At 73.6% G+C, this 20,014-nt stretch carries 22 protein-coding genes; 14 read left to right on the forward strand and 8 right to left on the reverse strand.

Annotated elements, in window-relative coordinates; translation table 11 throughout:
- Positions 1-427, reverse strand: a 427-nt coding sequence (locus Q1K33_RS15295) for an alpha/beta hydrolase fold domain-containing protein (protein ID WP_300405461.1), incomplete at its 3' end; no start/stop codon positions are given.
- A 138-nt stretch (positions 428-565) separates the two neighbouring features.
- On the opposite strand from Q1K33_RS15295, the gene Q1K33_RS15300 reads away from it, so the two are divergent.
- Positions 566-1,642: a YihY/virulence factor BrkB family protein gene (locus Q1K33_RS15300; RefSeq protein ID WP_300405463.1), complete on the forward strand. Its 1,077-nt coding sequence runs from the start codon at positions 566-568 to the stop codon at positions 1,640-1,642.
- 18 nt (positions 1,643-1,660) lie between these two features.
- Here the strand turns inward: Q1K33_RS15300 and Q1K33_RS15305 are convergent, their stop codons facing one another.
- Positions 1,661-1,942, reverse strand: a complete 282-nt coding sequence (locus Q1K33_RS15305; protein WP_300405465.1) for a hypothetical protein — start codon at positions 1,940-1,942, stop codon at positions 1,661-1,663.
- A gap of 212 nt (positions 1,943-2,154) precedes the next feature.
- Here Q1K33_RS15305 and Q1K33_RS15310 point away from each other — a divergent pair, with 212 nt between their 5' ends.
- The 4 genes from Q1K33_RS15310 to Q1K33_RS15325 all read left to right on the forward strand — a co-directional run bounded on the left by Q1K33_RS15310 (position 2,155) and on the right by Q1K33_RS15325 (position 4,411).
- Positions 2,155-2,709, forward strand: a complete 555-nt coding sequence (locus Q1K33_RS15310) for a type 1 glutamine amidotransferase domain-containing protein (RefSeq protein ID WP_300405467.1) — start codon at positions 2,155-2,157, stop codon at positions 2,707-2,709.
- A 120-nt stretch (positions 2,710-2,829) separates the two neighbouring features.
- Entirely contained in the window at positions 2,830-3,264 is a 435-nt protein-coding gene (locus Q1K33_RS15315) for an SRPBCC family protein (protein WP_300405469.1), read from the forward strand.
- Between the two features lie 25 nt (positions 3,265-3,289).
- The gene (locus Q1K33_RS15320) at positions 3,290-3,700 is read left to right on the forward strand and encodes a GAF domain-containing protein (RefSeq protein WP_300405471.1); all 411 of its coding nucleotides are present in this window, start codon (positions 3,290-3,292) and stop codon (positions 3,698-3,700) included.
- 60 nt (positions 3,701-3,760) lie between these two features.
- A complete protein-coding gene (locus Q1K33_RS15325) occupies positions 3,761-4,411 on the forward strand; it encodes a methyltransferase domain-containing protein (RefSeq protein WP_300405473.1) in 651 nt (216 codons plus the stop codon).
- Between the two features lie 5 nt (positions 4,412-4,416).
- On the opposite strand, the gene Q1K33_RS15330 is transcribed toward Q1K33_RS15325, so the two are convergent.
- A complete protein-coding gene (locus Q1K33_RS15330) occupies positions 4,417-4,656 on the reverse strand; it encodes a CDGSH iron-sulfur domain-containing protein (protein WP_300405475.1) in 240 nt (79 codons plus the stop codon).
- Positions 4,656-5,627 (reverse strand): iron-containing redox enzyme family protein, encoded by a 972-nt coding sequence (locus Q1K33_RS15335; protein WP_300405477.1) that lies wholly within the window; start codon positions 5,625-5,627, stop codon positions 4,656-4,658. Before Q1K33_RS15335 ends, Q1K33_RS15330 begins: the two co-directional genes overlap by 1 nt.
- A gap of 298 nt (positions 5,628-5,925) precedes the next feature.
- Here Q1K33_RS15335 and Q1K33_RS15340 point away from each other — a divergent pair, with 298 nt between their 5' ends.
- The 7 genes from Q1K33_RS15340 (at position 5,926) to Q1K33_RS15370 (ending at position 13,497) form a co-directional block, all read left to right on the forward strand.
- A complete protein-coding gene (locus Q1K33_RS15340) occupies positions 5,926-7,068 on the forward strand; it encodes a glycosyltransferase family 1 protein (protein WP_300405479.1) in 1,143 nt (380 codons plus the stop codon).
- Positions 7,065-8,132 (forward strand): glycosyltransferase, encoded by a 1,068-nt coding sequence (locus tag Q1K33_RS15345; RefSeq protein WP_300405481.1) that lies wholly within the window; start codon positions 7,065-7,067, stop codon positions 8,130-8,132. The genes Q1K33_RS15340 and Q1K33_RS15345 overlap by 4 nt, the downstream gene beginning before the upstream one ends.
- On the forward strand, positions 8,129-9,193 hold the full coding sequence (locus Q1K33_RS15350) for a glycosyltransferase (RefSeq protein ID WP_300405483.1): 1,065 nt from the start codon (positions 8,129-8,131) through the stop codon (positions 9,191-9,193). The genes Q1K33_RS15345 and Q1K33_RS15350 overlap by 4 nt, the downstream gene beginning before the upstream one ends.
- On the forward strand, positions 9,190-10,134 hold the full coding sequence (locus Q1K33_RS15355; protein ID WP_300405485.1) for a galactosyltransferase-related protein: 945 nt from the start codon (positions 9,190-9,192) through the stop codon (positions 10,132-10,134). The genes Q1K33_RS15350 and Q1K33_RS15355 overlap by 4 nt, the downstream gene beginning before the upstream one ends.
- 5 nt (positions 10,135-10,139) lie before the next feature.
- Positions 10,140-13,019: a phosphoenolpyruvate carboxylase gene (ppc, locus tag Q1K33_RS15360; RefSeq protein WP_300405487.1), complete on the forward strand. Its 2,880-nt coding sequence runs from the start codon at positions 10,140-10,142 to the stop codon at positions 13,017-13,019.
- Between the two features lie 104 nt (positions 13,020-13,123).
- Positions 13,124-13,309: a hypothetical protein gene (locus Q1K33_RS15365; protein ID WP_300405489.1), complete on the forward strand. Its 186-nt coding sequence runs from the start codon at positions 13,124-13,126 to the stop codon at positions 13,307-13,309.
- Positions 13,306-13,497, forward strand: coding sequence for a hypothetical protein (locus Q1K33_RS15370; RefSeq protein WP_300405491.1), 192 nt, complete (start codon positions 13,306-13,308; stop codon positions 13,495-13,497). The genes Q1K33_RS15365 and Q1K33_RS15370 overlap by 4 nt, the downstream gene beginning before the upstream one ends.
- A gap of 10 nt (positions 13,498-13,507) precedes the next feature.
- On the opposite strand, the gene Q1K33_RS15375 is transcribed toward Q1K33_RS15370, so the two are convergent.
- Both Q1K33_RS15375 and malQ read right to left on the reverse strand, forming a co-directional pair.
- The gene (locus tag Q1K33_RS15375) at positions 13,508-14,176 is read right to left on the reverse strand and encodes an SDR family oxidoreductase (RefSeq protein WP_300405492.1); all 669 of its coding nucleotides are present in this window, start codon (positions 14,174-14,176) and stop codon (positions 13,508-13,510) included.
- Between the two features lie 98 nt (positions 14,177-14,274).
- Positions 14,275-16,122: a 4-alpha-glucanotransferase gene (malQ, locus tag Q1K33_RS15380; protein ID WP_300405494.1), complete on the reverse strand. Its 1,848-nt coding sequence runs from the start codon at positions 16,120-16,122 to the stop codon at positions 14,275-14,277.
- Positions 16,123-16,244: 122 nt separating this feature from the next.
- Between malQ and Q1K33_RS15385 the strand changes: the two genes are divergently transcribed.
- Positions 16,245-17,411 (forward strand): phosphotransferase, encoded by a 1,167-nt coding sequence (locus Q1K33_RS15385; RefSeq protein ID WP_300405496.1) that lies wholly within the window; start codon positions 16,245-16,247, stop codon positions 17,409-17,411.
- A 4-nt stretch (positions 17,412-17,415) separates the two neighbouring features.
- Here Q1K33_RS15385 and Q1K33_RS15390 read toward each other — a convergent pair whose 3' ends face one another.
- Positions 17,416-18,459, reverse strand: coding sequence for a GNAT family N-acetyltransferase (locus Q1K33_RS15390; RefSeq protein WP_300405498.1), 1,044 nt, complete (start codon positions 18,457-18,459; stop codon positions 17,416-17,418).
- Positions 18,460-18,678: 219 nt separating this feature from the next.
- Here Q1K33_RS15390 and Q1K33_RS15395 point away from each other — a divergent pair, with 219 nt between their 5' ends.
- Complete coding sequence (locus tag Q1K33_RS15395; protein WP_300405502.1) at positions 18,679-19,539, forward strand: pseudouridine synthase; 861 nt, start codon at positions 18,679-18,681, stop codon at positions 19,537-19,539.
- On the opposite strand, the gene Q1K33_RS15400 is transcribed toward Q1K33_RS15395, so the two are convergent.
- Entirely contained in the window at positions 19,528-19,905 is a 378-nt protein-coding gene (locus tag Q1K33_RS15400) for an HNH endonuclease signature motif containing protein (RefSeq protein ID WP_300405500.1), read from the reverse strand. The two genes, Q1K33_RS15395 and Q1K33_RS15400, sit on opposite strands and share 12 nt — an antisense overlap.
- Between the last annotated feature and the right edge of the window lie 109 nt (positions 19,906-20,014).

Consider the following 20,014-nt stretch of genomic DNA (forward strand, 5'->3'; position numbering starts at 1 on the left):
CGAGCTCGAGGAGCCGGGGCACCACCTGGTCGACGGTGGCGGACGGGGCCAACGGGTAGGCGGGCACGACCACCTCGGCAGGAGCGCGGACGAGCGCCCGGACCAGTCGCCAGTAGTCCCGGGTGAGCGGGTGCACGTAGCCGCCGCCGTGCAGGTAGAGGACTCGGGCCACGGGCTGCCGGCGACGGGGGCGCACGGTCCACCGGACCATGTCGGCCGACCTGCCTTGCGACGTCCGCGTCAGCACGCGGGTGACCCACGTCGGTGGACGGTCGCCACGCCGCTGCCGAGCCAGAGCCGTCCGGCGGGTGCGGGCGCTGCCCATGAACGCCCGCTTGTCCCGCGCGATCCGCATGCAGCGCACGTAGCAGCGGGTCCACCACGTCGCCGCGCGCGCGTCCGTCTCGTGTCGAACCCGGGCACTCACGGTCCGACGATAGTCCCATCTCACCCGCGGGTGTGACGACGTCGTGGGCCACCATGCGCGACAGTCACGGCACCGGAGCCCGGATGAGGAGGACCACGTGGTGGAGCGCTGTCGGTGTCATGCCCCGAGGAGGCAAGGGTGAGGACCGCGGAGAGTGAACGGGGCCAGAGACCGAGCCCGGACGTGGAGGACGGGCCCGACGACCCCACCGACCTCTCGTCGCGCTCGTGGAGGTACGTCGCGCGTCGGACGCTGCGGGAGTTCTCCTCCGACGGGTGCACCGACATCGCGGCAGCGCTCACCTACTACGGCGTCCTCGCGCTCTTCCCGGGCCTGATCGCGCTGATCTCCCTGGTAGGGCTGGTCGGGAGGGGTCGCGAGTCGGCCGACACGGTGCTCGAGGTCCTGCGCGGCGTGGGCGCGGGCTCGGTCGCGGACACGCTGGAGCCCACCCTGGTCGAGCTGAGCAGCGCCCCCGGAGCCGGCGTGGCGCTCGTGGTGGGGCTGCTGAGCGCCCTGTGGTCGGCCTCGGGCTACGTCGGCGCCTTCGGGCGCGCGATGAACCGCATGTACGAGATCGGCGAGGGGCGCCCGTTCTGGAAGCTGCGGCCGATGATGCTGGCGCTGACCGCCCTGATCGTCCTCCTGGCGGCGGCGGTCCTGGTGGGCCTGGTCGTCACCGGGACGGCAGCCGAGGCGGTGGGAGACGCCCTCGGGGTCGGGTCGACGGCGGTGACCGTCTGGAGCATCGTCAAGTGGCCGGTCATGCTGGCCGTGGTGGTGCTCGTGGTCGCGTTGCTCTACTACGCCACGCCCAACGTCGAGCAGCCCCGGTTCCGCTGGATCAGCGTGGGAGCTGCCTTCGCGATCGCGATGTGGGTCCTGGTCTCGGCGGCCTTCGGCTTCTACGTCGCCAACTTCTCCAGCTACAACCAGACCTACGGCGCCCTGGCCGGCGTGGTGGTGTTCCTCCTCTGGTTGTGGCTCACCAACCTCGCGCTCCTCTTCGGGGCGGAGCTCGACTCCGAGCTGCAGCGCGGCCGCCAGCTGGAGGCCGGGATCGTGGCGGAGCGCGAGCTGCAGCTGCCCCTGCGCGACACCGCCAAGCTGGTCAAGGACGAGCACAAGGAGGCCGAGCTCGTCGAGGAGGGCCAGCGGATCCGTCGCGAGCACGGCCCCGACGGGGCCGCCGACGACCTACCGACCCCGGACTGAGGGCTGGGCGGGTCCGGCTCAGCCCGTCCCCAGGGCGACGGCCACGGCGTCCGACGTCTGGTCGATGATGCGGCAGAGCTCCTGCTCTCCGAGAGCGTGGCGCTCGTGGGCGTGCTGGGCCCGGAGCAGGGTCAGGCGCAGCGGCGCCGAGAGCTCCGGGTGCTGCTTCTCGAGGGCATCGAGGCTGCGCACCACGGCCAGGTAGCGACGCACGGACTCGGCCCGCGCGGCCGCGTCGGCCCCGGCGCCCGTGGTCCTGGTCCTGGTCCCGGCCCTGGTCCCGGTCTGCGTCAGCATCATCGTCCCTCCCCTTGCTCTCGTACGTCGTGTCGGTCAGTGCGGCGCTCGGTCCCCGCTCCGGTACCCCGGTCCCGACCCGACGAGTCGCGCCTCCTCGCCGACGAGTCGACGACGTGAACCGAGACACCCGCAGGTGTGATCCGTGGACCCGAGCGCCGACCTAGCCTCGGTCACGAGCACAGCATGCATCGTCCACATGAGAGGAGCCCACCATGGCCGACCGACTTGCCGGCAAGCGCATCGCCTTCCTGCTCGCCAACTCCGGGGTGGAGGAGGTCGAGCTCGTCCGTCCCTGGGAGGCGCTGCAGGCGGAAGGGGCCGAGACCGTCCTGGTGGCCCCGGAAGTCGGCACCGTCCAGGCGTTCGAGGGCGACACCGACGAGGCCGGCACGTACGAAGCCACGCTCGCCGTCGCCGACGCGGACCCCGCCACCTTCGACGGGCTGGTCCTGCCCGGCGGCACGACCAACCCGGACACCCTGAGGCTGCACGCTCCGGCGGTCGAGCTCGTGCGCGCCATGACCGCGGCCGGCAAGCCGGTGGCCTCGATCTGTCACGGACCCTGGACGCTGGTGGAGGCCGGAGTGGTGGGCGGGAAGACGCTGACGAGCTGGCCGAGCCTGCAGACCGACATCCGCAACGCCGGCGGCACCTGGGTCGACGAAGAGGTCTTCACCTGTCCCGCCGAGGGCTGGGACCTGGTCACCAGCCGCAAGCCCGACGACCTCGACGCCTTCATCGCAGCTGCCGTCGAGCTCTTCGGGTGAGCCCGGCCTGACGACCCACTTCATCGCGGCCCGGGTGCCGCGAGGTTCCCCGGTCCATCCTGGTCGGACGCCACCCTCGAGGGTGACGATCCGGCCAGGAGCCGTTGGGACCATGGTTCCGTGATCACCTGCACCCGTGTCGTGGCCGCCCCAACCCGTCAGGTCTGGGACGTGCTCGCCGACGGCTGGCTCTACCCGCTCTTCGTCGTCGGCGCTTCGCGGATGCGCCAGGTCGACGACGCATGGCCGGCTCCCGGCAGCAAGCTGCACCACTCGGTGGGCGCGTGGCCGGCACTGCTCGACGACGTGACCGAGGTGGTCGAGAGTGAGCCGCTCTCCCGGCTCGCGCTGCGCGCGCACGCCTGGCCGGCCGGACGTGCCGACGTCGAGCTGCGTCTGGACGGCCACGGGTCCCGGACCGAGGTCAGCATCACCGAGGACGTCGCCAGCGGTCCGGCTCGCCTCGTCCCCGGCCCGGTGCGACGACCCCAGATCGCCTGGCGCAACCAGGAGACCCTGCGTCGTCTGGCCTACCTCGCCGAGGGCCGAGGCTGAGGTGGCGCCGGTCTACCGGGCGCCGATGCGGTCCCGGCTGGACGAGGTCGACCACGCGGCAGCGGTCGAGCACGCCCTCGCCCAGCACGTGGTGGGCGTCGGCGGTCGGCTGTCGACCTCCCCGGCAGATCTCGACGCGGCCGTCGTCGCGGTCTCCCGCGCGTGGGACCAGCGCGTGGCCGCTCGACTGCGCCGGTTCGCGGAGCTGGACGAGGGCGGCGAGGTCTGGACGCGCGACGCCGGGGGCCTGTTCCACCGGGGCGTGCTGAGCGGGTCGTGGCGCTACGACGCCACGCGCCTGGCCTACGACGTGGACCTGGCCCACGTGCGCGAGTGCTCGTGGGACGGGCCGCTGGACCCGCCGCCGGAGGTGCTGGCCTCCTTCGCGCGTGGTGGTCGCAACTTCCAGCGGGTCCGGGCGCTCGACGCGTACTGACCGGGGCGGCCACCCCGAGAGGGGGTGGCCGGTCGTGACGCCGCCCGGCAGGATCGGTGCATGAGCCAGGCCCCCACTCCGTCAGCCAGCACCGACGAGGCCGCGCAGGTGTGCGACTTCGGCGGCCTGCAGATCGCCTACGACGCCCGTGTCCTGGAGCCCCGCCCCTGGACCGCCATGCAGTCGCGCTGGGCGGCCGAGCTCGTCTCGGACGTCCCGGACGCGCGGATCGTCGAGCTGTGCTCCGGCGCCGGACACATCGGTCTGCTCGCTGCCTCGCTGTCGGGCGCCTCCCTCGTCTGCGTGGACGTCGACCCGGTCGCCTGCGCCTTCGCCGGCGCCAACGCCGCGGCCGCAGGACTCTCTCGCCAGGTGGACGTCCGATGCGTGCCGCTCGAGTCGGCGCCGGTGGAGGGCGAGGCCTTCGACCTGGTCGTGGCGGATCCGCCGTGGGTGCCGCACGCGGACGTCGGCCGCTTCCCCGAGGATCCGCTCCTGGCCATCGACGGCGGGGACGACGGGCTCGAGGTCGCGCGCGCCTGCCTGCGGCACGGACGCTCGCTGGTGCCGCCTGGTGCCGGGATGCTGCTCCAGCTGGGCGACGACGACCAGGTCGGCCGACTCGGCCGTGAGTCTGCCGAGCTGGGCTGGCGGCCCGGAGAGGTGCGGGCCGGCGAGCGTGGCGTGGTCCTGCACCTGCTGGCGGTGTGAGCGGGTCACTCGATCGGGTTGACCCCCCGCTGCGACAGCACCTTGTGCGTTCCGTCGCACCAGGGCCGCAGAGCGCTGGCTCCACAGCGGCACACGGCCGTCACCGGGCGCGTGGTGTCGTGCCAGGTGCCGTCATCTCCCTGCACCTGGGCGGCGCCGCGGACGAGCAGCGGGCCACCGGGACACGGCCGGCACCGCAGAGGCCCGTCGCCGGCCGGCCGTACGTCGGGCTCCTCGACCGCCATCAGGCGGCCGCCCAGTGGTCCAGGAGGTCGCGCGCGGTGCGCGCCTCCAGCTCCAGGCAGGCCCAGGCGCCGAAGAGGACGTCCTCGCGCAGGTGCGGCTCGTCGGCCACCAGCACGGCGCACACGTCACGCAGCGCGACCTGCTCGTGGGCGGCGTCCGCCTCGACGTGCTCGTCGTAGTAGGCGGCCATCTCGTCCGGCAGCCCCAGGCGCCGCAAGGCCCGGGCCAGGGTGCGCGACGGAAGCGAGCTGGTGGCCTCGAAGGCCGCGAAGTGCCCCAGGGCAGCGCCCCGGAGTCGACGCTGCAGGCCGAAGAGGGACAGCGCGTTGTTCTGCTCCAGGATCGGGAGCCGCGCCTCGTCGACGTAGTGACCGTAGTCGGCGCTGAGGCCGGCGGCGGCGAGTCCGTGCGCGAACAGGTCCTGGTGCACCCGGTCGTGGTGCCCGGCGCCGTACTCGTCGTACTGGATCTCCATGAGGGCGGCCTTGGCGCGCCCGACGACCCGCGGCACCACCCACGCGGTCGGGTCGGCCTCCTTGAGGTGGTAGACCGAGCGCTGGCGCAGCAGCTGGCAGGCCTGCTCGGTGGTGCCGTCGCGCAGCAGGTGGTCGGCCAGCGACGGACCGTCGTCGGCCTCGATCAGCTGGTGCAGCACGGCGACGACGTCCTCGTCGCCACCCGCCTGTCCGGACCTGGAGCCCTCGCTGCGGGAGTACTCCGCCCGCAGCCGCTCCTCCAGCTCACGCTCGAGATGGTGACGCATGGACATCAGCGACGGCGCCCACTCCCATGCGTCATCGACGTCCTCGAAGCCCCGGTAGTGCAGCTCGTGCAGGATCCACAGGGCCAACGCATCGTCGGCTGCGTCGCGACCGTCGGTCCGGGCGAGCGCCACGTGCGAGCGGGGCGGACGCTGCAGGCAGGCGACGAGTCGCTCGGTCAGGGGTCCTCGGGCGCGGGGGAGCCTCATCGGCGCCTCGGTCCACGAGTTCCGTCGAGGGGGGTGAAGATCTGCATGAGACCCAGCCTCCGCCGACGAAAGCCGTCCCCACCAGCCCCGCACGGGTGACCGGAGGGTGAGCAGTCCCACGTGCCCGGCACGCCCCCAGCGGGAGCGATCACCCCTGCGAGGGATGCGCGGCGACCGGAGCGGTCCCTAGCGTCGGGGACCGGCGAGGCGAAGGCAGCGCTGCGAGAGAACCTGACGACCTCCCGGCACTCGGGCCGGGCACGTGGTCCCAGGACCTCGCCGAGGGCACGAGGTGACGGTGGATCGCGACACGTCGACGGCCGCGACGGGCACCGCGACGAGTGTGGCCGATGCGCCCGGCGACCCGGAGCCGGTCTCGGTGGCCTCGGTGCCGGCGGGACACGTCTACGTCCGCCACCTCGCCGCGGAGCACCCCTCCGACGCAGCGCCGCGCCGGCTCGAGGACCCCAGGCCGACGTCCGGGCCCGCGTCGTCGCAGCAGTGGTGGCCTCCGGCCATGCTGGAGCCCGACTGGGTGCGGAGTCACCACTTCGACGTGATGCACCTGCACTTCGGCTTCGACGCCCGCACGCCCGAGCAGCTGGCCGCCTGGGTCGACGCACTCGCCGAGACGGGCCGGCCCCTCGTGCAGACCGTGCACGACCTGCGGAACCCCCACCACGAGAGCCGCCAGCTGCACGACGAGCAGCTCGACGTGCTCGTCCCGGCCGCCGCCGAGCTGATCACGCTGACCCCCGGCGCCGCCGCCGAGATCTGCCGCCGGTGGGGACGTCGGGCCGTCGTGCTGCCGCACCCGCACGTCGTGCCCCTCGAGACGATGCGGGGCCGCGACCGCCTGGGCACTCGCGCCGGCGACGAGTTCGTGGTGGGCGTGCACGTCAAGAGTCTGCGGGCCGCGATGGATCCGCTCCCCGTCATCGAGACGCTGGTGCGCACCGTGGCGGACCTGCCGGGCGCCGTGCTGCGGGTCGACGGTCACCGCGACGTCCTCGAGCGCGACGGGGCGCGGTACGCCGCGGGGCTGGCGGACGTGCTCGAGCGGGAGGCGGCGCGCGGTCGCCTCGACCTGCGGGTCCACGACTACTTCACCGACGACGAGCTCTGGCACTACCTGGCCTCGCTCGACGTCTCGGTGCTGCCGTACCGCTTCGGGACGCACAGCGGGTGGCTCGAGGCCTGCCGCGACCTGGGCACGACGGTGGTCGCGCCGACCTGCGGCTACTACGCCCAGCAGGGGCCGGTGCTGAGCTACGTCAAGGACGAGGACCGCTTCGAGGAGGCGTCCCTCGACGACGCAGTGCGCCGTGCCCACGCCGAGCGACCCCGGTGGGGCGCGGGCGTCGATGAACGGCGCCGGCAGCGGCGCGAGATCGCGGCCGGGCACGACCTCGTCTACCGCTCGGCCCGGGGGCGTCCGTGAGGATCTGTCTCCTCGGACCGACCGAGCACCCCGTCGCGGAGCCCTTCGCCGGGGGACTCGAGGCGATGACCCACGCCCTCGCAGCGGGCCTCGGGGCCCGGGGGCACGACGTGACCCTCTTCGCCCACCGCGACTCCGACCCGCGACTGCCGGTGCGCCTCTGGGCGCCCGCCGACTTCGCTCCCAGCCCGGCAGCGGCGCGCGACGGTCGCGCGCCGTCGCTGCGCACCGTCGTGGAGCACCACCAGTACCTCGATCTGATGACCCGCCTGGCCGGCGACCTGGCCGGCGACTTCGACGTCGTGCACCACAACGGGCTGCACGAGCTGCCGCTGCTGCTCGCCGCCACGCTGCGGGCACCGATGATCACCACCCTGCACACCCCACCGCTGCCGCTGTGGGAGTCGACGCTGGCGGTCACGGGTCCCCGCTCGTCCTTCGTCGCGGTGAGTGAGCACGTGCGTCGCTCGTGGTCGCACTGCCTGTCCAGCGTGGTCGTCCGCAACGGCCTGGACCTCACCCGGTGGAGGTCTGGAGACGGGGGTGGGCCCGCCGTCTGGTCCGGCCGGTTGGTGCCGGAGAAGGCGCCGCACGAGGCGATCGACGCGTGCCGCGCGGCCGGAGTCCCCCTGGTGCTCGCCGGTCCCGTCCACGACCGGGAGTACGTCGAGCGCGAGGTCACCCCCCGCCTGGGCGCGGGGGCGACGTACCTCGGACACCTGCGCCACGAGGAGCTGGGCGACTGGCTGCGCCGCGCGTCGGTGGCGGTGGTGACCCCCGCGTGGGACGAGCCCTACGGACTGGTCGTCTCCGAGGCGCTGGCCAGCGGCACGCCGGTGGCCGGCTACGACAGGGGCGCCCTGTCCGAGATCGTGGCGCCGGGGTCGGGGGTCCTCGTCCCGTCCGGGGACGTCTCGGCCCTGGCCGGTGCCGTGCGGGCCGCGCGCAGCCTGGACCGACAGCACGTCAGACGACGAGCGGAGGCCGTCTGCTCGGCCTCGTGGATGATCGAGCAGTACGAGCATTGCTACGCCGGGCTGGTCGACCCCCTCGTCGCGGCGTGATCGGCTACTACGTCCACCACGTCGGACGGGGACACCTGCACCGGGCCCTGGCCGTGGCTGCCGAGCTCGAGCACCGCGGTGAGACGGTGACCGGACTCTCGTCGCTGGAGCGACCGCCCGGCTGGGCCGGACCCTGGGAGACGCTCCCTGCCGACGACGGTGCGCCGGCGCCGGTGGATCCGACCGCCCACGGGCGCCTGCACTGGGCGCCCCGGCACCACGACGGCCTCCGCGATCGGATGGCGCGACTCGGCGCCTGGATCGCCGCGCAGCGCCCCGCCGCGGTGGTGGTGGACGTGAGCGTGGAGGTCGCGCTGCTCACCCGGCTGCACGGGGTCGCGGTGGCCTACGTCGTGCTGCCCGGGCACCGCGGGGACCCGGCGCACCTGCTCGGGCTCGGCGTGGCCGACCGTCTCGTCGGGTGCTGGCCGAGGGAGGCCCGCGGGATGGTCGAGGGCCTGCCGTCCGAGACCGTGCGGCGCTTGGTGCCGGTCGGGGGACTCTCCCGTTTCGACGGTCGGGAGCCCGGTCGCCGGGGTCAGGCGGTGGGTCGCGTCGACGACGCGGGACCGCGGCGCGTGCTGCTGCTCAGCGGTGCGGGCGGGGCAGCACCCCGGACGGAGCTCGTGGCGCGGGCGCGCCACAGCTCACCGGGGTGGCGGTGGACCGTGCTGGGCGTCGCAGGAGCGTCACGGGCGGACTGGGTGGACGATCCGTGGCCGGCGCTGACGGACGCCGACGTGGTCGTCACCCACGCCGGGCAGAACGCGGTCGCCGAGACGGCCTGGGCCCGCAAGCCGGCCGTGGTCGTGCCGCAGGAGCGCCCGCACGCAGAGCAGGTGACCACGGCAGGCGTGCTGAGTCGGGGTCGGTGGCCGGTCGAGGTCGTCCCGTCGTGGCCGGAGGATGGCTGGCCCGACCGTCTCGCACGGGTCGCGGCGCTCGATGCGACCTCCTGGGAGCGGTGGTCCGACGGCAGCGCGACGCGCCGGTTCGCCGACGTCGTGCTCGACCTGGTCGCGGAGGTCGGCTCCGCGCGGAGCGGCCCACGGGTCTCATGAGTCCCCTCAGTACTGACCCCGACTCCCGCCCTCGGGTCGGCGTGGTCACGCTGGCCCGCGGGCGGCACGCGCACCTGGAAGCCCAGCACCGGAGCCTGGCGGCGGGGAGCCGGCTTCCGGACAGCTACGTCGTGGTGGCGATGGACGATCCTGCGATCACCGCGGAGCGCCAGGACGGCCTGGAGCGTCGGGTCGTCCGGTGCCCGGTGGCGGACCCTGCGAACCTGCCGCTGTCGCGGGCCCGCAACGTCGGCGTCGCCGCGCTGCGCGCCCAGGACGTCGACGTCGTGGTGCTGCTCGACGTCGACTGCCTCGCCGGGGCAGACCTCGTCGCGTCCTACGCCGCCGCGGTCGCCGAGCACGAGGACGTCGTCTGGTCGGGCCCGGTCACCTACCTGGATCCGCCACCGCCCGGCGGCTACGACCTGGGCGACCTGACGGTGCTGGAGTCCTGGGACCGGCCGCACCCTGCTCGCCCCGCGCCGGCGCCGGGCACGCGCCTCCTGCCGTCCGTGCCGGGCGGTCCGCCGGGCCGGCCCGAGCTCTTCTGGTCGTTGTCCTTCGCCATGACGCCCGCGGTGTGGGGGGCGCTCGGCGGCTTCGACGAGTCCTACGTCGGCTACGGCGGGGAGGACACCGACTTCGCGCTGCGCGCGACCGCGGCCGGCGTACGTCTCGGGTGGGACGGGGGCGCCCGTGCCTACCACCAGCACCACCCTGTCAGCGCACCGCCGGTGGAGCACCTCGACGCCATCGTGCGCAACGGCGCGCGCTTCGCCCGGCGGTGGGGCTCGTGGCCGATGCAGGGGTGGCTGGAGGAGTTCGAGGCCCGGGGCCTCGTGCGGCGAGAGGGTGATGGGTGGGTACGTGCACCCGCCCCGGACGGACCGGTCCGTCGCCGGACGCGCCACACCCCTGAAACAAGCGGTGCGCCAGACTGAGCGGCATGGCTTTCGACACGCCGACACCGGGGGCGGCAGCACCGACCACCGAACAGCTCATCGAGGCGGACCGGCGTGCTCCGGACGTCGTCCAGTTCGGCGGCGGGGTGTCGACCGACGAGCATCATGCCGCGCTGCGCGCCTCCGTGCGACAGCTCGGGACGCTCCTCGGTGAGGCACTCACCCGGCACGAGGGCCCCGAGCTGCTGGAGCTCGTCGAGCGGGTGCGGGCGCTCAGCCGCGAGCCCGACGACGGCACGTCCCACGACCTGCACGAGCTGCTCTCCGGCGTGGACGCGAGGACGGCGATCGTCCTGGCGCGCGCCTTCACGGCCTACTTCCAGCTCGTCAACGTCACCGAGCAGCTGCACCGCTGGCAGGAGCTCACGACGCGTCCCGAGCGCCCGCTGGCCGCGACCACCCGACGGATCGGGGAGGCGCTCGAGGCCGGCAGCATCGACCGGGAGCTGATCTCGGACGTGCTCGGACGCCTGGAGTACCGCCCGGTCTTCACCGCCCACCCCACCGAGGCCACCCGACGCTCGGTGCTCGGCCTGCTGCGCAAGGTCGCCGCGGTCACCTACCGCGGCGAGGATCCGCGCGGGCGTACGACGGACAGCGCCGTGACCGAGCGGCGACTCGCCGAGCTGGTGGACCTGCTGTGGCAGACCGACGAGCTCCGCCTGGACCGGCCCGAGCCCACCGACGAGGCCCGCACCGCGATCTACTACCTGCAGACCCTCGCCGAGAAGGTCGTGCCCGACCTGCTCGCCGAGCTCGACCGCAGCCTCGCCTCGCTCGGCGTCGAGCTGCCGCCGCACGCGCGACCCCTGCGCTTCGGCACGTGGGCCGGCGGCGACCGCGACGGCAACCCCAACGTGACGCCGGAGGTGACCCTCGACGTCCTCGGCCTGCAGCACGACTTCGGGCTGCGCGAGCTGGTGCGCGGCGTGGAGGAGCTGCTGCAGGAGCTGTCCTCGTCGTCGCGGATGGTCACCGTCTCCGACGCGCTCGCCGCGAGCCTGGAGGCGGACCGGGAGGCGCTGCCGATCACCTACTCCACGATCAAGCGGCTCAACGCCGAGGAGCCCTACCGGCTCAAGCTCAGCTACGTCCGGGTGCGCCTGCTGCGCACGCGCGACCGGCTGGCCAACGCGACGGCCCACGAGCAGGGCCGTGACTACGAGAACCTCGACGGGCTGCTCGCCGACCTCACTCTCGTGCGGGACTCCCTGATCCTCACCGGCGACCGGCTCACCGCCGACGGAGCGCTGCTGCGGCTGATCCGCACCGCCACCGCCATGGGGCTCGGGCTGGCGACGCTCGACGTGCGCGAGCACAGCGGCAAGCACCACGAGGCCCTCGCCGCACTCTTCGACCGCGTCGGCCAGCTCGAGACGCCGTACGGCGAGCTCGACCGCCCCGACCGGATCGCGGTCCTGTCGCAGGAGATGGCGGCTCGTCGGCCGCTGACCGGCGCCGGGCTCGCCGGCTCCGGCGCCCTGGAAGGCACCGCGGCGCAGGTCATCGACCTGCTCACCACGATCCGCTCCGCATTGGACACGTTCGGGCCCGACGTCATCGAGACCTACATCGTCTCGATGACCCACGACGTCGACGACCTCTTCGCCGTCGTCGTCCTGGCGCGCGAGGTCGGCCTGGTCGACCTGGGCAGCGACCACCGGCCGGCGACGGCGCGGATCGGCTTCGCCCCGCTCTTCGAGACCGTCGCCGAGCTCGAGGCCGCCGGCCCGCTGCTCGACGCGTTGCTCGGCGACCCGTCGTACCGCCGCGTCGTGGCCGCCCGCGGCGACGTGCAGGAGATCATGCTCGGCTACTCCGACTCCTCCAAGGACGCCGGCATCGCCGCGTCCCAGTGGCAGATCCACCGCGCCCAGCGCGCGCTGCGCGACCTCGGCCGCAAGCACGGTGTGGTCCTGCGCCTCTTCCACGGCCGCGGCGGCTCTGTGGGCCGGGGCGGCGGCCCTACCGGCGAGGCGATCATGTCGCAGCCCTACGGCAGCCTCGACGGCCCGATCAAGATCACCGAGCAGGGCGAGGTCATCTCCGACAAGTACACCCTGGCCCAGCTCGGCCGAGAGAACCTCGAGCAGGCCCTGGCCTCGGTGCTCGAGGCCTCCGTGCTCCATCGCACCTCGCTGCTGCCGCAGGATGTCCTCGACGGCTGGAACTCCACGATGGACCAGGTCGCCGGCTCCGGCCAGGAGGCCTACCGTGCCCTGGTGCGCGACCCCGCGCTGGTGCCGTTCTTCGTCTCGGCGACGCCGGTCGACGAGCTCGGCAAGATGAACATCGGCTCCCGGCCCGCCAAGCGTCCCGGCGGTCCGGGCGGCCTCGACGACCTGCGCGCGATCCCGTGGGTCTTCGGCTGGACGCAGTCGCGGATGATCCTGCCCGGCTGGTACGGCGTGGGCAGCGGGCTGGCGGCCGCGCGCGAGGCCGGCCGCGGGGAGACGCTGCAGGAGATGTACGGGTCGTGGAACTTCTTCCGCACCTTCCTCTCCAACGTCGAGATGACCCTGGCCAAGACCGACCTCGACATCGCCGCGCGCTACGTGCGCACGCTGGTGCCCGAGGACTCCATCGAGGCGCTCGGGCTCTTCGACACCATCCGCGAGGAGCACGCGCGCACGATCGAGGAGGTGCTGGCCGTCACCGGGCAGGACGAGCTGCTCGCCGGAGCGCCGACCCTGCGCTCGACGCTCGCCATCCGCGACGTCTACCTGCAGCCGTTGCACGCCCTGCAGGTCTCCCTGCTGGCGCGCACCCGCGAGCTGCCGGAGGACGAGCCCGACCTCGAACTCCAGCGGGCGCTGCTGCTCACGATCAACGGGATCGCGGCCGGGCTGCGCAACACCGGCTGAGCGGTTGCCCTACGCCCCGCGCCCGGCGGGCTCCAACGCCGTGAGCGGGGACCCACCCCTGCGGACGACGCGCTGCGGTGACGCCCCTGCCTAGGCTGGCAGGCATGAGTGAGCACCAGGACCCCGCACCCGACCCGGCCACGGCCGAGGCCGGCGAGCCCGAGGACGGTCCCGACGTCGAGCCGGACACCCAGTCCGACCCCGCACTGAACGACAGCACCGCTGCCGAGTGGGCCGATGAGGGTGGCGCCGTCGACGAGGGCCCGGCGACGGACCCGGAGGCGTCATGACCAGCGAGGGCCGACCCACCGATGACTCCGACGAGGTCGAGAACAAGGCCCCCGACGGGCCCACCGGGCCGCTCGATCCCGACGACCCGGACGGGCCCGACGCGGAGTCGAGCGACGTCGCGCCCAGCCTGGATCCCGATCAGCCATCGGCGGACCCCCAGAGCCAGCTGGCGCCGCCCCCGGAGTGAGGCCGAGGCGTCAGCCGGCCGGTGTGAGCACCTCGTCGATCGACTGCTGGCCTCCGTTGAACTCCAGCACCCGGCCGGTGGTGGCCCCCGGGCGGTCGACGACGGCGGCGATCATCCCGGCCACCACGGCCCGTGGGACCTCGCCGGCCTCGAGGTCGTCGCCGACCTCGATCCCGTGCACGCCCGCGTCCTCGGGCTCCTCGTCGGTCAGCGCGCTGGGTCGCAGGATCGTCCAGTCGAGGTCGGAGCCCTGCAGGTGCTCGTCGGCCTCGGTCTTGGCCTGCGCGTAGGCGTAGAAGTCGTTGTCCTCCGGTACGCCGTGGTCGGGACCGGCACCGAAGTAGGACACCATCACGAAACGGGTCGGGGTGCCCTGCGCGGCCGCGTCGATCGTGCGGATCGCGGCGTCCCGGTCGACCGACCAGGTGCGCTCGGGGTCACCGCCGCCGGCGCCGGCCGACCACACCACGGTGTCGTAGCCGCTCATCACCTCGGCGATCTCGTCGGTGGAGAGGTGCTCGACGTCGGCCACGACCGGGCTCGCCTGGGCGGCGCGGATCGCGTCGGACTGCTCCTCCTTGCGGATCACGCCGCCGACCTCGTGCCCGGCGGCGGCCAGGCGGGGCGCCGCCTGTCGGGCGACCTTGCCGTGTGCTCCGATGATCAGGACCTTCGACATGTGCTCTCCTCAGCTCGGGTGCCGCGGGTGGTGACCCACGGTCCTTCCAGACTGGCTCGCTCGACGCAGTCGGCCCACCATCCCCCGGGGTGGGTGGCTCAGTGGCCCGTCCGGCCCCGGCGCAGCCCGGCCAGCAGGTCGGCCGGAGGGCGCGCGGTGACCAGGTCGTCGAGGGCGAGCGGCAGCGGGATGCACCAGTTGTCCCGCTGGTCGGCGGTCGTGCCGGGGATGTTGGGCCGACGCTCTTCGAGCAGGGCGTCCTCGAGCGACAGCGCGAGCAGCAGGCTGCCCGCGCCGCCGAGGCGGCGGTAGGCCGCAGCCACGACGCCGTCAGCACCGCCGACCTCGTCTCCCGGCTCGACACCCGCCCGGGCGAGGCGCTCGAGCAGCTCGGCGCGTCCGGCGCGCACGTCGTCCTCGGCCATGTCCGAGCTGGCCAGGACGTCGTCGACGTCAGCGCCGCTCCAGAGTCCCGCGACGGTCGGCAGGTCGTGGGTGGTGACGGTGGCCAGCGACAGGGCGGGCCAGGTGGAGGGCTCGTCGTCCTCGAACCACAGGACGCGGTAGCTGGCGATGTTGCGCTCGGCGAGGGCTTCGAGCACGCCGTCCTCGACGGTGCCGAGGTCCTCGCCGACGACGACGGCCTGCGCGCGGTGTGACTCCAGGCAGACGATGTCGAGCAGGTCGTCGGCCGGGTACCGCACGTAGCAACCAGCTGTGGCGACCTCCCCGTCCGGGATCCACCACAGACGGAAGAGTCCCATCACGTGGTCGATCCGGATCCCGCCGGCGCCGGCGATGGTCGCGCGCACCGACTGGATGAAGGGGTCGTAGTCGGCCAGCCGAAGCCGCCACGGAGTCAGCGGGGGTGAGCCCCAGTCCTGGCCGTTGCTGTTCAAGGCATCGGGTGGGCAGCCCACGGTGATGCCGTCGGCGAGCACACCCTGCCAGGCCCACGAGTCGGCGCCACCGCCTGAGACGCCGATCGGCAGGTCCTGGATGACGGTCAGGTCGCCGGTAGCCGCCCGCAGCTGCTCGGACAGCGACCACTGCAGCCAGGCGTGGAAGGTGATGTCGTCCGAGCGCTCACGGGCCAGTCGCCGTACGGCGGGTCCGTGCGGGTCTCGCAGGTCCTCGGGCCACTCGTGCCAGTCACCGCCGTGCTCCTCGGCGAGGACCGCCCAGCAGGCGTACTCCTCGAGGGCGGCGCCCTGCTCGTCGCGCCACTGCAGGAAGCCCGGGTCGTCCGTGTCACGGGTGTCGAACGTACGTCGGAGCACGCTCTGCTTGCGCACCCACGCGGCGTCACGATCGACGCTTCCGGGCAGCGGCGCCTCCGGCAGGTCGCCCCCGGCCAGCACCTCGGAGGCGCCAGGCACGTCCTCGAGGCGCAGGTACAGCGGGTTGCGGAAGCGACGTGTCGCCGGCAGGTAGGGGCTGGGCTCCTGTGGGAGCACCGGCGCCGTCGCGTGCAGCGGGTTGACCAGGAGGAACCCGCCGCCCTCGCGCTCGGTCCACTCACGCACGGTGCGGAGGTCGGCGAGGTCGCCGATCCCACAGCTCGCGGTGGACAGAGCGCCGTACAGCTGGACCGACCAGCCCCACGTCTGCTCGTCCGGGAGCCAGCACCGCCCCGGGGAGACGATCAGCCGACGCGTGGTGCCGCCGTCGGTGGTCAGGGAGTGGTAGCCGAGCGGGAAGTCGTCCGGGACGACGTCGTCGAGGCGCCGCGTCGAGCCGTCCTCGCAGGCGACCTCGCCGGCGGTGCCGGTCGAGCGGCCGGGGCGGGTCACGACGGGAGCCCGCTCCTCGAGGTCGTCCGGCGGGGTGCCGATCGCCTCGCGCATCAGTGCGACGGTCTCGGCGGGCACCACCCGGCGGAGCTCGTCGGCGTCGATCCACTCGCGCTGGATGCCCCACGGGTCGGCCGTGCCCTGTTGCGTCATGGCGCCATTGTCCCGGAGTGCAGCGGAGACGGCCTCCCCTCCCCGTGTGGTACCCGGCCGGCGGGACGCCATGCGGGAGGATGGTCTGCCCAGGGTGGAGACCACGAAGGAGGACGCCGGCTGTGGAGCCTCGCGACGACCTGCCGACCGACGACGCCTCGTGGGTCGACGTGATCGACGTGCGCGCCGCTGACCGGGTGCTGCTGGTGGGGACGGCGGGATCGCGCGCACACCGGGCGCTGCTGCAGGTGACGGCGAGCGTGACGGTGATCGATCGCGTCGCGGAGCCGTCGGGGAAGCAGCCAGGGTCGTGGGACTGGGTGTGCCTCGACACCACCGCGCCCGACGTGCCCGCCTCCCAGGTGGTCGCGCAGCTGGCGGACGCCGGCCGCGTCGTCGTGGTGGGGAACAACCGGGTGAGCCCGGTGCGGGTGCTCGACCAGGTCGCGCGCCGGGGGTCCACGGGCAAGCAGTACCGGAGTCGGCGCGCGACCCAGCGACAGCTGGTGGGCGCCGGGCTCGCCGTACACCAGGTCTTCGGCCTGATCCGCTCGGCGCAGGCTCCGGCCGTCGCCTTCGACGCGGTGGTCGAGTCGAGCAGCGCTGCGGTGCTCCGGGCGACGGTGGCCCACGTGGGCGGCTGGCGCGCGGTCGCCCTGCGCGCCGTGGCGAGGTTGTCGCCCCAGCGGCTGCTCGGTGTGTGTCCCGGGTGGCTCGTGGTCGCGGCGTCGGACGCGGAGAAGGCTGCCGACCGCGTGGTCGGCAAGGTCAGCAACCGTGACAGCGAGGAGGTCAAGCTCCTGCGGGGCGACCCGGTCAGCAGCGTCGAACGGCGCTACCTCCTCTCCGACCCGACGGCCGAGGTGGCCGCGCTGCGCGAGCTCGAGCAGGTCGACTTCTCCCTGGCGCCGCGGGTGCTGGGGGAGTCCTCCGAGGGTTCCTCGTGGTGCTCGTGGATGACGGGTGCGACGTTGACGCTCGACCGCCTCGATGACGACGCCCTCGTCGCCTGGGTGGGCCGTGCGGCCGGGGTGCTCGCGGACCTGCAGCGCCACACGCGACGCGTCGACGGGACGGTGCTCGTCCACGGCGACTTCTGGCTCGGCAACCTGCTGACCGACGGTGACGAGGTGACCGCGGTCGTCGACTGGACCGAGTCGAGCCGCGGGTCGGCCTCGATCGACCGGGAGTTCCTCGTCAGCAGCCTCGATCGCTGGGTCGCGTCCGAGGCGCTGCGGCGTCGGCTGGAGGAAGCGCGCGACGCGGCGATGGGTTCCCCGTCGGACTGAGCGCTCAGGCGCGGAGCTTCTCGCGCACCCGACCGACCCCGGTGAGGATCGCCCTCGCCGACGCCGGGCCGCTGACCAGCCCCAGGGTCTGATAGCTGCGTCCGGCCCACAGTCGCTTGTAGAACGAGTCACCGAGCAGCAGGTCGATCGTCGTGTAGCCGTGGGCGTCGGCCCAGTCCAGGCCGGCGCACTGGAGCAGGTGGCCGGGCGAGAAGGCGGCCAGCTCGGGGTCGAAGCGCCCGATCCAGCTCGACATCGTGCGTGGCGTCACCAGCACGATGTCGAAGGCGGCGGCGACGTCGTCGACGTAGGCGACCAGGACGAGGACGCCGCCGGCGGCGGCCCCCTCGCGGACGATCGCCGACGTGAACGACTCCCACTCGCCGTCGAGGAGGTGCTGGCGGGGCCGGTCGGCCTCCGCCACGTCGAAGACCCGCCGCACGTCGGGCAGCAGGGCGGCGAGCGTGGCGGTGTCGTGGGCGACCTTCACCTCGAAGGCGTGACCGGCCTCGGCCAGACGCCGCCGCGCCACCCGGACCGTACGGCGTACGCGCTTGCAGGCGGGGTCGGCGAGATGCGCCTCGGCGTCCCCGTGGACGTCGATGACCGGACAGACGTCGCGCTCCTGCAGGGCGACGGGGTACCGCGGCGCCGCGGATCGTCGGCCGGGGAGCGGCCCCAGGTCGCGGCACTCGATCAGGTCCAGCACGCGTCCGCGCGCCCCGGCGGTGCTCCAGAGCAGGTCGCCGGCGGCGTCGTGCCCTGGCCGGACGAGCGCCTCGGCGACCGTGCCGAGTCCGTGTCCCAGCCACCGCACGACCTGGACCGGTCCGATCCGCCGCTGGTGCAGGGGAGCGAGCGCGACGAGCTGGTCGTCCTCGTGCACGGCGACGACCATCAGCGACCCCTGGCCGAGGTGGCGCCACCACGTGAGCGCAAACAGGGGTCGGGCGAACGGGCCAGCGCCACACGCGTCGGCGAGCTCGAGCCAGGCGTCGCTCAGGGACTCGGCCTCGTCGAGGCTCGAGATGGTCGTGCACCGGAGCATGCAGTGGCCCCCATGGTCACGTAGTCGGTGGAGGACTCCACTCTGGACGACTGCTGTGCTCCGGGCGTTCACAGGAAGTCCACCGGACGGCAACAGTTGGGCCAGGTGCTGACGACGTACCCTCGCGCCATGCCGCCCCGCTCGCCGTTGCCGCGACGGCACGGGCTGGATGCGGCGTGGGTGCGCACCCCCGACCGGGGACGGGGCGAGTGGCCGACGATGGGGGAGTGGCTCCGCGACCGGTTGCCCGGACGGGTCGAGGTCGGCGCGATGCTGGCCGAGGGCCGCTTCGTGTACGACGACCTGCGGCCCGTGGACGAAGGCGATCGCTACGCGCCCCACACGTTCGTGTGGTTCCACCGCGAGCTCCGCGAGGAGCCGGTGGTGCCGGGCGAGCTCCACGTGGTGCACCAGGACGAGCGTCTCGTCGTCATCGACAAGCCGGCCTTTCTCGCCACCATCCCTCGCGGCCGGCACGTGCAGCAGAGCGTGGTGGTGCGACTGCGCGAGGAGCTCGGGCTGCCCGAGCTGTCGCCGCTGCACCGCCTCGACCGGGTGACGTCGGGGCTGGTGATGCTGGCGACCGAACGCCGGTGGCGTGGCCCGCACCAGCTGCTCTTCGAGCGTCGCAAGGTGCGCAAGACCTACCGCGCGCTCGCGCCGTACCGGCCGCACCTGAAGCTGCCGACCACGGTGCGCAACCACCTCCACAAGGAGCCGGGGGTGTGGCAGGGCGAGGTCGTGCCGGGGGCGCCGGTCAACGCCGAGACGCTGGTCGAGCTGGAGTCACGGATCGAGGAGCGCGACGGGCACGACGGGCTGGCGATCTACCGCCTCACGCCACGCACCGGACGGACCCATCAGCTGCGCCTGCACCTGCTCGGCCTGGGCATCCCGATCGTGGACGATCCGCTCTACCCCGACGTCGGCGACATGCTGGTCGACGACTTCCGGCGGCCGCTGCAGCTGCTGGCGTGCGAGCTGGAGTTCACCGATCCCGTGGACGGCTCCGAGCGGCGCTTCGAGACCGTACGGCGGCTCCCGCTCGCCCCGGCTGCTCCGGCGGGCTCAGTCGGCTGAGGCGTCCGGCTCGGCCCCGGTCTGCGCCATCTCGACCAGGAGGGCGCCGATCTCGACGTGGCGACGCAGGAACGCCCCCTCGTCGAGGCGCTTGCGGCGCAGCCACGACGTGACCTCGCTGTTGCACTTGCTCGCGTTGCACGAACCGCAGGCCGGGACGATGTTGTCGAGCGTGTAGCGGCCGCCGCGCGACAGCGCCATCACGCAGTCGCGCTGCAGCGCACGGTCGGTGCTGCCGCAGTAGGCGCACCCGCCCCACGTCCCGCACAGGAAGGCCCACTGTGCTTCGGTCAGGTCGTGCTCGACGGCGTCCATCCGACGCTTGCGACGCCGTACGGCGCGCGCTCGCTTGGTTCCGGTGGCCACGACGCGAGCCTAGGACCCAACGCTGGTCGAGGGCTGAGGCGCGCCAGCGACGAGCCTCGAGACCTCCGGAGGTTGAGCAGCGAGCGCCAGCGAGCGTCGACGAAACCCG

It is taken from the genome of Nocardioides sp. (assembly GCF_029937575.1).
In the GTDB taxonomy this organism is placed as follows: Bacteria; Actinomycetota; Actinomycetes; order Propionibacteriales; family Nocardioidaceae; genus Nocardioides.

Coding starts and splice junctions, on each gene's coding strand:
- ppc (WP_300405487.1), top strand. CDS start 10,140: ATGGCTTTCGACACGCCGACACCGGGGGCGGCAGCACCGACCACCGAA.
- Q1K33_RS15310 (WP_300405467.1), top strand. CDS start 2,155: ATGGCCGACCGACTTGCCGGCAAGCGCATCGCCTTCCTGCTCGCCAAC.
- malQ (WP_300405494.1), bottom strand. CDS start 16,122: ATGACGCAACAGGGCACGGCCGACCCGTGGGGCATCCAGCGCGAGTGG.
- Q1K33_RS15365 (WP_300405489.1), top strand. CDS start 13,124: ATGAGTGAGCACCAGGACCCCGCACCCGACCCGGCCACGGCCGAGGCC.
- Q1K33_RS15320 (WP_300405471.1), top strand. CDS start 3,290: ATGCGGTCCCGGCTGGACGAGGTCGACCACGCGGCAGCGGTCGAGCAC.
- Q1K33_RS15395 (WP_300405502.1), top strand. CDS start 18,679: ATGGGGGAGTGGCTCCGCGACCGGTTGCCCGGACGGGTCGAGGTCGGC.
- Q1K33_RS15335 (WP_300405477.1), bottom strand. CDS start 5,627: ATGAGGCTCCCCCGCGCCCGAGGACCCCTGACCGAGCGACTCGTCGCC.
- Q1K33_RS15390 (WP_300405498.1), bottom strand. CDS start 18,459: ATGCTCCGGTGCACGACCATCTCGAGCCTCGACGAGGCCGAGTCCCTG.
- Q1K33_RS15375 (WP_300405492.1), bottom strand. CDS start 14,176: ATGTCGAAGGTCCTGATCATCGGAGCACACGGCAAGGTCGCCCGACAG.
- Q1K33_RS15370 (WP_300405491.1), top strand. CDS start 13,306: ATGACCAGCGAGGGCCGACCCACCGATGACTCCGACGAGGTCGAGAAC.
- Q1K33_RS15305 (WP_300405465.1), bottom strand. CDS start 1,942: ATGATGCTGACGCAGACCGGGACCAGGGCCGGGACCAGGACCAGGACC.
- Q1K33_RS15355 (WP_300405485.1), top strand. CDS start 9,190: ATGAGTCCCCTCAGTACTGACCCCGACTCCCGCCCTCGGGTCGGCGTG.
- Q1K33_RS15330 (WP_300405475.1), bottom strand. CDS start 4,656: ATGGCGGTCGAGGAGCCCGACGTACGGCCGGCCGGCGACGGGCCTCTG.
- Q1K33_RS15325 (WP_300405473.1), top strand. CDS start 3,761: ATGAGCCAGGCCCCCACTCCGTCAGCCAGCACCGACGAGGCCGCGCAG.